A 12,203-nucleotide genomic window follows, 5' to 3' on the forward strand; every position below is an offset into this window, starting at 1 on the left:
CATTAGGGAAAAGTTATGAAAATAGGTCTTTGGCAACTTACGCCAATAGCATTGCTTTTATCATCAGCTCTAAGCTATGCAGAAACGTTAGAACAAGTTTGCGAACTACAAGTAGATTCGAACCAATGCCCAAGCGTCGAATACTTTTTAAATAAACCTTTTGATGCTAAAGATGAGTTCGATAAATACAAGCTTTGCAGCGAAGCAACATTTGATTTATACAAGGTTCAAAAAAGCTGCGAGTTCGACAAGTATCTTGCTCAAGCACAAATACAATTTGATCAGTATAAAAGTGAAGTTTCCAAAGTTTGGGATTCACCTACATTCAGTAGTAAACACAGCTGGGTCAGTTACACCCCTTCTTTAGAAATGAAACGTGAAGTTAACTTTGAAAAAAATGTTATCAAAGTAACGACCATTGAAGGTGAGACAACATCAATTGAAGAGTTGAAAGAAGCGATCATTCAAACTTCAACATTAACAATTGGTGATGCACAAAAAAATGACGTGTTTACCGCCGAATTATTAAAATCAACTGATGTAAAAGAGCTAAGTGGTGAACCGTTATTACCTTTATCTAATGATAAAAAAGAACAAGAAATAGAAATTAAGCAGGCAATTGCTCAAGTTACTATTACAGAATCAACCGATTCGAAAGGAAATAAGGTTATCGAAGCTGAGATTCCATTCCTACCGTCTTGGTTAAACCGTAAAGAAAAACGATTCTTCGAGTCTGTAACGACCTATGCCAATAAGTACGACTTAGAACCTGAATTTGTACTTTCAATCATCAAAACTGAAAGTGCATTTGACCCTCGAGCAACATCTCATATTCCTGCCTTTGGTTTAATGCAAATTGTACCTAGCTCGGCGGGGTTAGATGCCACCAGCTTTTTATATGGTGAGCAACAAATGCTTAATCGTGATTACTTATTCGATCCGGCAAAAAATATAGAAGTAGGTACTGCTTATATACACCTACTTAGGTCTCGTTACTTCAGAGGTATAGAGAACTCGGAAAACCTAAAATATTGTGTTACCGCTGCATACAATGGCGGTATGGCGCCTATCTATCGAATATTTGGTAACGGTAGTCGTAAGAAAGCAATAGCGAAGTTAAACCAGTTAAGCCCACAACAAGTTTACGACACTATTCAACGAAAGCATTCTGCTGCAGAAACTCGTAACTACCTCAAAAAAGTTCACAACACTGAGCTTAAATACGAACAGAACATGATCTAGGAAATGACAATGAAAAAGACAATTTTACTATCAGCAATGACCATGATTATCGCATTCAATGTAAGTGCTAATGAGTTTCCTGAGTGGCGAATGAACCCACAAGCTGAATTAGAAGACGGGCTTATCGCTGGCGTATCATGCGTGGAAAGCATGGGCGATATGACATTAGATATGGATGTGGCAGCTATGGAAGCCCGTGCGTCACTTGCGGCATCTCTGGAAGCTATGGTTCAAAAGGACTTAGAAACCAATCGTACCTCTGAGAAGAAAAAAATCGTTACCGCTGATCGTAAAGACAATGTTGTAACAACCACAATAACGGCAAAGTCGACGACCAAACAATTAACCAACCAGTTAATGAAATACACTTGGGTTTCAGAATCGGTATCAGTAGAAAAAGACCTCGATGAATACCTTTGCACTCGAGTTGTCGCGAAGCTGCCTGAATTTGTCGTGGAATAAGGAATAAACATGCAGAAAGAATTTATTCAAAAGCCGCAAGAAGGCGCGGCTGACGATCAGGATATTTTAGGGACTCTGAAACAAAAAGCACCAAATTCCCTTGTATCAATTGTTGTACTTATTATCGCGGTAAGCCAGTTTAACGATGCTATCGATATGGGCAGTAAAGGGTGGGACCTATTTATATCTAATTTCTCTGACCGCCCATCAAATGACCGACTTTCTAAAGTGTATGTAAGAGCATCGAGTGGAGTGCTCGACGAGACATTTGGATCACCTGTATATAAGAAGCAATCTGAAGGTGAAACCGAAATAAAGTACTACAAAGATGGTAAGTTTATTCTTTCTGCAATCACTTCCAATGGAACCGTAGATGCTTTTTTAGTATTTCCTCAACCAGGGTTTGAAGCCAATACCAAAGAGCATGCGGGTGGCGAAAGTTATTTAGATAATAATTTTTCAGGCACAACAAACCCAATGACTGCGATGTCTAATATTGCTCGTTCTGGTAACTATTACCTTGAAGAAGCTGAAGGTGGACGTTACGAGATGCTTTATAGCTCTGTTGGTGGGTACAGTGAATATCTTTCACCTCTTTCAAATATCCAATTACAGAAGCTCGCTAAGTTTAACGACCAGTTAATGATGGAAGAAGACACCACTCAATCTATTACTGCATTACGGGCACAAATAAAGCCTAATTTTTATGGGTATAGTACTGTCGATATTGCAGAGTTAGAGCCTGCTATTTTGACCCGATTAGAATATGAATTACTAACAAAATAAGCTTGTTCATTCTAGGCTTTTGAGTTTGTTCAAGGAAAGGGCATGAAATTTATTACACTCTCGGTAATACCTTTAGTTGTATTGTCTGCATCAACCTATGCCAGTGATAGTGCTGTATGCCAGTTCTTACCACCATCACCCATGCCGAGCTGGGTTAACAATGATACCCATGATGATGACTACTATTATGCAGTTGGAGGAGCCAGCGGCAAATCGGGGGAAAAATTTGTACCAATCAATGTATTTATCTCTAACGCTCGAGAAGACGCGATAGCGAATCTTTCAAGCTCAATTCGAAGCTCAATTAAGGTTTCGACTAAGCGTACGATTGAAAGTAAAAAAAGCACTAAAACTAAAGCTGAAATTCGTAAAGAAGTGAAATATAAATCTGAGTTGGTTAGCCAAACGGCACTGTCAGCCGTTATGGATGATGTCCGTTGGTTGGATAACAAAAATTGTCTGCTTTGGTATCGAGTAAAAGTTAGCAAAGCCGGCGCTGAATTTGCTGTTACATCTTATGTTAATGACGTTGAGCAACGCCTAACCAAACGTATTGATGAGCTTACTAAACGAGAAATTGAGCAAATTCTCTCCGACAATGGTTTTGCGCCAACGTCAGTTGATGCTACTCGAGCATTACTGAATAACCGTTTTGCAGTCTACCGCGGGCAACAATATAATATTGCAGAGCTATATCATCAAAGTGGTTTTGATTGGTTAGATGAAGAGCAAAGTGAGACATTTTCTATTAAGTGGGCCAATGTTCTTTTTTATGGCGGTACACCGAGTTTAAATGTACCGATGAGCGTCGTTGTTTCAGGTTCATCCCCCGAAAATATAACGCGTGCACTGAAACAATTAAAATCATTCGGAATAGACCTCAATAACGCTAAGGTTTCGATAGGAAAACAATCAGATAAATTGGTGCCATTTACGAACAAAGGCCAATACAGCGACGACTATTATACCCTGCTACCTGTCATGAATACCCAGACTCAAAATAAAAGTATTTCAACATTTGTGTCATTAAAGAAAAAATTAAAACGCCCATTCGTATATAACTTCAATACAGTGGAAGGTTTTGAATATTTTGGTTTAATGCATACCGTAGCAATGGAGCACAGAATCGACTTAATCAAGCCTTTAAGCGAACTTGGCATTTCTTTAAACCAATCTTCAGCGCATGGTTATACGCCGCTTGCTGTATCACTAGAACTAAGAGACATTGATTTTGCTTCTCAGTTGATTCAACTAGGGGCTAACATTAAGGCGAATGACTATATAGCATACAAAGTGGCCTATTTGAATTGGCATTTAAATAATTATGTGACTCCTGCGAGCACAGCGCAGTTACCCATTCCTCTACCGGAACTAAAACAAATTACTAATGCGCTTAAACCGAATAAAAAAATAAAATTCAGCATCGAGCAATTCATTCACAATATTGCACCGATTGAAGTCATTCAAACAACCCATTATTTAGATACCAATAAATACGAAAAGATCACTTTTGTTAATGGTGAGGTGGTAAAATGATAGTCAATTTCACAACAAAATTGACCTCAAAAGTCATTCCGATTCTGTTGATTTTGGCGACTCCTACTTCTGTAATTGCCGCCAATTGCCCCTTTGATGAAACCAAACCTCAACCGAACTGGGTGCTTAATATAGGTAACACCGATGATCATGTGGTCGGCATTGGCATCGAACAATATCAGCCTGATTTGCACGCTTCTATCTTTGATTTAAGAAAGTTATCAGAACAGAAAGCCAGAGAGGTGATGGCGACCCAACTAGAATCAGCTGTTTATAATGAATTGCTTGTCAATAAAGAATTAAAAAACAACAAGTTGGTGACCAAGGCGCGTTCTACCGTAGAGCAAGTGACGGAGCTTACGTTACCTGAGGTGTTGGCTTCAGGTCGTTGGTTAGATAAACAAACATGCATGTATTGGACTCGAGTGGAAGTCGGTAAAAATACCGTTGAAGAATACGTCGATGAGATTGGCTCAATGGAAGTGAACGTTGTTGCCGAACTTGACAATTCTCTTACCCAGTCCAACTTAGAGGTTCTCAATAGTAAGCAGTTCTACTTAAATTACGCAGGTTTTGCTAAAGCGGTGAATCAGCAAGCCACTCTTGATATTTCAGGTGAGCACAAAAATGTTCTCAGTTGGATGTTGAACGAGGGATTGAATATGCTGGAGCCAGCATTGGGTGAAGTTGGCTTCTATAGCAAGGGGTTATTCTTAACTCACAATCTCAGTCCGCTAGTTCAATATTTGTTAACAGAATCTCCGTCTATAGATAAAGTTGGCTACATACTCGATTCTATCGATCAGTCTGGTTTGGATCTCAATAGATTGGTAACAGGCGTACAAATGAATGCTTACGGAATGAATCAAATCAACTATGCTAACTCAGGCAGTTATTTTGGCTATTTTGGCCAAGGGGGTAGCATGTTTGGATACGGTACCCTCTCGTATGCACTAGGGAATTCAATTGCCTCAACTCAAGATAAAGGTAGATTGAATACGGTTAAAAAATACCAATCTAAAACTAATTTTGAAATAGGTCAGTGGACACTTCTTCATGTGGCAACACTGGCGCGCCGTTCTGATTGGGTTGAATTATTGCTTAATCGTGGTATGGATCCTAATACTCCAGATGTTACAGGTATGACACCTGCGCAATATGCCATTGCTATTGAAGATGAAAACGTGATTAAGATTTACCTTGAAAGCGGTAAGCGGTTAGATGGGATATATAGAACTGCAGTACAAACCGCTGTAGTAAAGAGCATTTATGATGCGACAACTCATAGAACAAGCATGTATCTTACGCTTAACTTAGATGAGTCAGACGTGTCTAAGTTGAAAGCTAAAATAATCAAAGTAAACAATGGTTCTATTACATCTGATAAAGTGTTTCTAAAACAAAACCTAGCATCTTTAAAGGTTTACTATTCAATGCTGGATGACAATGAAATAAGTGAAGAACGTAAGGAAAATAACTTACAGAGATTGGAAAGCTTATTGTAGCTGTAGCACTTTGCTCAACTGATGTTAATTCAGTTGGGTATTGGCTGCTTAAAAAGCAAAGGATCAGGGAACTAGCTAGTATGGTTAATATCATTACCTTGTACTCATCCACTGGCGTCCATGCCTGTGGATAGTAGAAGGTGCCGAGTGGGCTATTAAGGAATGACCAAGGTTGGTTTGGCTTCGAGAGAGAGGGCAAAGGTGATTTCCCAGTTCATGCCATCCATGTTTAAACGACCATTTGGCACGCCAAGAAGGCCAGGGCTACCAGTATCAGCTACCTCCCATTGTTGTTTTCTCGGATCACTGACATTACTGAAGTTATCGCCCTGATCGGCATCATCTAAGGTGTATATGTAACGGCGGCCATCAAACTCAGAGGCACCGTATACCCGTACACTATGCCCTCCCTGCCATTCGCCTTGGAAGTCATACCAACTGTAAATAATGGTGACGGCCCGCCCTAGTTGTAATTGCTCGAACATCCATTCCCATGTCGGTTCGATACCATCACGTACAGAAACCATACCGCCTAATAACATGGTTTCAGTATCGCAATCTGCACCATTATCGCCTAACTCTAGAGAGCCACTGCCTTGATGACGCACTGTTGTGATAGCTTGATCACCAGATTGTGTGAGGTAGCCCAATACTCCGCGGATCAACCCACACAGACTGGTATAACTTCCACTGTCTAGATCATGCACACCATTGCGTCGACCAAACGTATCGACATTGGCAACCAAACTATTTTCAGGTATGGGCTCCCAAAAAAGAACATCACCTGCTGCACCTATACGGCCAATACCGCGAATATGAAATTCAGGCAAGCGCCACACGAGTGGTAAGTTATCGTAGCGATCTTCGAGGTACTGTAAGGCGTTGGCATTTGCCATTGGTACACATTGGTTCCTTGCTGCATCTAGATTTTGATCACTGGCTTGAATGACTTGAATCGGAAATAAGAGATCATCAGGCAGTGTTGAGCTGGGTTCAATGGCCTGTGGAGGGAAACCTAAAGCCAATGAGCGGGGGGCTGATGAGCGGCGAGGGGTTGTTCGCATTCGACCGTCGACTTCGCCAGCACCTTCAGCATTGATGTGCGTTGGCAATACGCTAAAGCGGGATGAGGGAAAGCGTTGCGCCAACAGTGCTATATCAATAATAGTCGGTAACGGTTGAGGTGAAAATAAGACCGTTGCATTCACTCGTTTTTTTATTCCTCGACCTGTTTGCCCTGGTCTTAAATCAAAGTAAGACGCGACCACAGCAGATGAGGGATTTGATGGTGATCCAGTGTACCGATTATGCTGCCTATGCCGTTTGTGTTGTTCTGGTGCGGGCGGAATAAAAAGGTTATTGATAACCCAGCTGCCACCTTGTCGCCGATCATTAAGAAAAACATTGATGTAGCCTGTACCTAAGGGGTTTCCATATCGGTCGTAGAGTTGATCGGGTCTGACTTTAAATTGCCCCCAGTCGCTATTTTTAATCGTACCGACTTCGAGGTGAAAGGTGACCTGTTCAAATGTGATTGCGGGTGATGACGGTGTCAATAAGGTTAAGGGAAGTCGCTCGCGAGGGGGAGCGTGTTGGTATGAAGCATATGCGAATGATGTAAAAAAGAGTGAAATCAAGAAAGCCATGATTGCACCTTGAATGCATTTCATGATCGTCGCCTTTTATCAGACAATGTTACGCGCAGTGCTTTGTCGCTATAGTCTGCGTCTATTTAACATCTGGATTAGTATCGTATTTCAAATCAAATTGAAATTCTTTCGATGAATTGAAATATCAGCATGTGCAATACAGTCAGGACGCCTGATTTATTGCTTATTGGAAGTATAGTTAGCTGTGAAAATTTCAAATTACACTAATTAAGAAAGGGACGTATTTGGCTAGAAGCCAACAAACTCTCGCTGGAATGTGTATCTTGAGGTACCTTGGGTATATGGTTAATTTCACGGTGTTGTGATTTGTTAAAAGAGGTATATTTCTGTGATCCTGAATTACATTGAACCTGTGTTTCGTCCGCCATCTGAATGGAAGTCGTTGATCTTGCAAGTGACCAACGGATGCAGCCATAACCAGTGTAGCTTTTGTGATATGTATACTCAGTCGCAAAAGAAATTTCGCCCAAAGAAGCCTGACGACATAGAGCGTGAGTTACAGCAAGTAGCAGCATCTGGGGATCGCGTATATCGTGTCTTTTTGGCTGATGGAGATGCGATGACCTTGCCATTCGCACGTTTACAGCATATTTGTACCTTGATTAATCAATATTTACCCGATGTTCAGCGTATTTCGAGCTACTGCTTACCCCGTAACCTCACTAATAAAACCGCAGAGCAATTGGCGGAATTGCGCCAGCTAGGCTTGAGTTTATTGTATGTGGGGTGTGAAAGCGGTGATGATGAGGTACTGGCTAGGGTTCAAAAAGGCGAAACATTCGAGTCGTCATTAATTGCACTGAATAAAATCAAAGCGGCAGGCATGAAAAGCTCGGTTATGATCCTTAATGGGTTGGGTGGGCCACTTTTGAGCGAGCAGCATGCGATTGCTTCTGCTAGATTGATGAATGCTGCGCAGCCGGAATATTTATCGACCTTGGTGGTGTCTTTTCCATTAGGGGAAGCGCGCTTTGCCGCTGGTTTCAATGGGCAATTTCGTCAATTGACACAAGCGGAGTTGTTTCATGAAATGAAAGTATTATTGGAACACCTTGAGCTGGATAAAACCGTATTTCGTTCTGATCATGCTTCGAACTATTTAGTGTTGAAAGGCATACTTGGGCGCGATAAAGCCAAGCTATTAGATAAAGTAAATATGGCTATTTCTAACCCTGATGTGATGCCTCTTCGCGCTGAGTGGCAACGTGGATTGTAAATGGTAATGTGGGTATGGTTATACGATAGGTGGTGAGCATTTATCGTCTTCGGGTTTTTGGTTCGCCTTGATCATTGATCCACTTGTAAGCATGCACACCGAAGCTATCCATTTCGCGATAACTCGCGGGCGTACCTAAGTTAGAATAAAGCAGAGCTAGCATGTGTGCGCGCTTGGGTTATGGCTTCAATGAATGGGTATTTTATATTGGAATGAAAAAACCCCAAGCAGGCTTGGGGATTGATTGTATCTTCTGTGGATGATGCTTAGTTGTGGTGGGGCTTTAGCATAATGCAGAAACGGTATGCGTTATCCGTTAGTTGGAATTCCTTGTGTACGCTTGGGCTCCAAGAATCATCACCCCCAACTCCCATATGCTGGTGATCGATACGTAGATAAATCTTATCTTCTAGCGTCAATTCGTTGGTGTGCTTCGCTTCTGTCAGTTGTTGCTGGCTAAAGCGGCTCACACTGAACAAGAAGTCACCGGTAAATTCCACATTACCTACATTGAGCCATTGAGTTCCACAGCGTAGACCGCTGTCTGTCGGGAATATGTAGGGAGTATGCATCGCTTCGACACTTTGAGTATGTTGCCCAAATCTTGCTGCTGCTAAACGATCCGGATAGTTCTCAAAGGGCCCCAAACCTTGCCAAGTCACTGTCGCATTATCGCTTGGTAGCGGTAATGCCAGCTCTAGACCTATACGTGGCATTGGCGGTAAGTGATCCGCCAATTTTACATCCACGTCGATATGCATTTCACCTTGGTTATCCAGTGTGTAGGTCCAAACGGTAATCGCTTGAACGCCTCCTTTGTGGTGGTAAGCAAAAGTTGAGGTTACCTTTACGGCTTGGCTCAATGATTCACTTGTACAGCTAACGCATTCACGTTCCCAGCGACCAATACCAGCCGTATCCCAACGATATACCCACGCGTTGGGGTCGATATTATCGATTTCACTTACGCCAATATCGTTGTCGAGCGGTGCGCGGAAGAAGTTATCTTCTGGTGAGTGAAGTAGTTGAGGTTGGTCGTTAACCGTCCAACTTGTTAGTAAGCCACTTTCTCTGCTCCATTGCCATTGGTGTTTATTATCGACGCTAGATACCTGAATGTCGCAGCCTTGCCCACTTAATTGAGGCACGGGCAGAGTACTGATTTGTGGCAAGGTCAGGCTGCTTGTATTACTTAGTGTAAATTGTTCAGTGGCTGATACATGCCCTGCTTGTGCCCAAGGTGTTGCGCTGATCAAGCAAATATCTGTGTTGAGGTGATATTGAACGTCTGCTTTTGGTTGGAAAGACAAAGTAATATCGAGTGTTTGTTGGCTACCAGCATCAATTGCTAAAGTACACTGGCCGGATAAAATTTTAATACCGTTTTCTAGCAAGCTCCAATTGAGTTGCTCGTTGTCTGTGCTGCGGAATAAGTATTCATTGGTTACAGTTAAGCTGCATTGCTGTTTGTCTTGTTGCGTTAGCGCAACCGTGATCATGCGCTGGCAGAATTTAACTTCTTCTAGCGTTGGGTGCGGCGTTCGATCTGGGAAGATTAACCCGTTGATACAGAACTGACGATCGTTGATGGTGTCACCGAAGTCACCGAAGTCACCGCCGTATGCCCAGAAGTGTTTGCCGTCGTTATCCCATTGGCTTAACCCTTGATCTACCCAGTCCCAAATAAAACCACCTTGTAGGCGAGGGAATTCGCGGAACGCATCCCAGTATTCGTTAAAGCTACCAAGGCTGTTACCCATCGCGTGGGCGTATTCACACAGAATCAGAGGGCGTTGTTCATTCGGTAAAGAGATCCATTTCTTGATTGGCCACTTAGGCACGGCTTCATCTTCAATGGTTGTATTCACGCGCGCGTACATTGGGCAAATAATATCTGTTGCGGTTGTATTTGCGCCGCCACCTTCGTACTGAACAGGGCGTGATGGGTCGAATTGCTTTGACCAAGCGTACATTGCGTTGTGGCTGCTACCGTGACCAGATTCATTACCCAAAGACCAAATGATGATCGATGGGTGGTTTTTGTCGCGCATTACCATTTGTGCATAACGGCTTATGTATGCGTGTGCCCACTGCGGGTCGGCAGACAGGCGGTTCATCGGTATCATGCCATGGGTTTCGATATTCGCTTCGTCACAAACATACAAACCGTATTGGTCACACAGCTCGTACCAACGAGGATGGTTAGGGTAGTGCGCGGTACGTACTGCGTTGAAGTTGTACTGCTTCATCAAGCAAATATCGCGGATCATATCTTCTTCGGTCATTACATGACCCAGCTCTGGGTGATGCTCGTGGCGGTTTACACCGCGAATAAGCAGCGGCTTACCGTTGAGTTGTAGCTGACCATCTTTGACTTCCACTTTACGAAAACCAACTTGATACGCTTCACTCTCTAAATGGTTACCCTCTGCATCGAGCAGCGATACCACTACACGATAAAGGTTGGGTGTTTCTGCCGTCCATTGCTGTGGTTCATGAACATGAATAGTTTGGAATACGACATCATCGTAACTGCCGCGTTCATCGATACGACGGTTGTGTGGGCGAGCAATAGAAGGTTCTGTAACTGCTTGCTCACCGTCGAAAATTTGCACATGAACTTGGCTAGTTTCTGGCGCAGAAATGTGGGTAACGATCGATAGGCTACCGTCACGGTAACAGGCGTCAAGACCGGGCGTTATAAATACATCTTCAATGCACTGTTTTGGCTTTGACAGCAAAGTTACATCGCGAAAAATACCGCTTAGCCACCACATGTCTTGGTCTTCTAGATAGCTACCGTCGCTCCAACGGATCACCATCACGGCCAACGTGTTTTCACCAGCAGTTAAGTCTTTGGATAGGTCAAACTCTGCTGGCAAGCGGCTGTCTTGGCTATAACCTATCCAGTTACCGTTACACCATAGATGGAAAGCCGAATTCACACCGTCAAAAATAATGCGTTGAGTATTTTCTAGATCGACTTCTGTCAGAGTTAGACAAGTACGGTAACAACCCGTTGGGTTATCTGCAGGTACATAAGGAGGGTTAACTTCAAACGGATATTTAACATTGGCATAAATCGGCTTATCGTAGCCTTGAAGTTGCCAGTTGGAAGGAACCGTAATATTCCCCCACGTAGAATCATTGAATTGCACGTCAATGAACTCGTCTTCCACTTGTTCTGGCGCGTCAAAAAGTTTGAATTTCCATTGACCGTTCAGTGACTGACGCTGAGCGTGAATACTATCACGGGCATGGTTAATATCACGGTAACTTGCAAGCGGACTGTGAGCCTTAAGGCTGTGAATATTCACAGATTGAGGGTTTTCCCAGTCGCGTCGTTGGATAATGTCTGAAACTGCCATTATGGTTTTCCTACTTTTTATTTATGTTTTTTATCATTGAGCCCTAACTCTGTACTGAGTGTAAATAACCACTGGAAACGTTTCCATGGTGAGGTCTGCGTTTTTATCCGAACAAGAGTTTCATTGCTATTTTATGTGAAATAGATCTCTTTAAACTCGAGTTTTGTGTGGGAAATAACAAATTTGGATAAGGATGTTGTTGGCAGCGTTTACTTTTTAGCAGAGTTTGTTACACAATAAATGACATGCGCACGGATGTTTGTTTTGAATGTTATACCAACCTGCATAACATGTCGCGACTATTGCTGCAGATAGGTGAATAACATGCTTATCATGTAGATTAGATTTGAAATCTATGTCAGTGTCTGCATTCATGCAGTAAAGATAACGAGGAGATAACTATTAAATAGGTTTATTT

8 protein-coding genes and 1 pseudogene are annotated in these 12,203 nt (G+C 42.5%); 6 read left to right on the forward strand and 3 right to left on the reverse strand.

Features of this window, described 5'->3' with window-relative positions; genetic code table 11:
• Positions 1–15: 15 nt before the first annotated feature.
• From C9J47_RS01015 to C9J47_RS01035, 5 genes are read left to right on the forward strand one after another with little or no spacing between them, the layout of a single operon-like run.
• Positions 16–1,242, forward strand: coding sequence for a murein transglycosylase domain-containing protein (locus C9J47_RS01015; protein ID WP_107251846.1), 1,227 nt, complete (start codon positions 16–18; stop codon positions 1,240–1,242).
• Positions 1,243–1,251: 9 nt separating this feature from the next.
• A complete protein-coding gene (locus C9J47_RS01020; RefSeq protein WP_107251847.1) occupies positions 1,252–1,704 on the forward strand; it encodes a hypothetical protein in 453 nt (150 codons plus the stop codon).
• Positions 1,705–1,713: 9 nt separating this feature from the next.
• Entirely contained in the window at positions 1,714–2,490 is a 777-nt protein-coding gene (locus tag C9J47_RS01025) for an ETEC_3214 domain-containing protein (protein ID WP_107251848.1), read from the forward strand.
• A 42-nt stretch (positions 2,491–2,532) separates the two neighbouring features.
• Positions 2,533–4,026, forward strand: coding sequence for an ankyrin repeat domain-containing protein (locus tag C9J47_RS01030; RefSeq protein WP_107251849.1), 1,494 nt, complete (start codon positions 2,533–2,535; stop codon positions 4,024–4,026).
• Positions 4,023–5,531, forward strand: a complete 1,509-nt coding sequence (locus tag C9J47_RS01035; protein WP_107251850.1) for an ankyrin repeat domain-containing protein — start codon at positions 4,023–4,025, stop codon at positions 5,529–5,531. The genes C9J47_RS01030 and C9J47_RS01035 overlap by 4 nt, the downstream gene beginning before the upstream one ends.
• Before the next feature lie 155 nt (positions 5,532–5,686).
• Here the strand turns inward: C9J47_RS01035 and C9J47_RS01040 are convergent, their stop codons facing one another.
• Entirely contained in the window at positions 5,687–7,201 is a 1,515-nt protein-coding gene (locus C9J47_RS01040) for a hypothetical protein (RefSeq protein ID WP_107251851.1), read from the reverse strand.
• A 328-nt stretch (positions 7,202–7,529) separates the two neighbouring features.
• Here C9J47_RS01040 and C9J47_RS01045 point away from each other — a divergent pair, with 328 nt between their 5' ends.
• Positions 7,530–8,417 carry a radical SAM protein gene (locus C9J47_RS01045; RefSeq protein WP_107251852.1) on the forward strand — a complete coding sequence of 296 codons (888 nt, stop codon included), beginning with the start codon at positions 7,530–7,532 and terminating at the stop codon, positions 8,415–8,417.
• A 61-nt stretch (positions 8,418–8,478) separates the two neighbouring features.
• Here C9J47_RS01045 and C9J47_RS01050 read toward each other — a convergent pair.
• Positions 8,479–8,577: pseudogene (locus C9J47_RS01050) on the reverse strand (catalase); the annotation flags it as partial.
• Positions 8,578–8,683: 106 nt separating this feature from the next.
• Positions 8,684–11,788, reverse strand: a complete 3,105-nt coding sequence (locus tag C9J47_RS01055; protein ID WP_107251853.1) for a beta-galactosidase — start codon at positions 11,786–11,788, stop codon at positions 8,684–8,686.
• Positions 11,789–12,203 lie beyond the last annotated feature (415 nt).

The sequence above is a fragment of the Photobacterium indicum genome (genome assembly GCF_003026215.1).
GTDB lineage: Bacteria > Pseudomonadota > Gammaproteobacteria > Enterobacterales > Vibrionaceae > Photobacterium > Photobacterium indicum.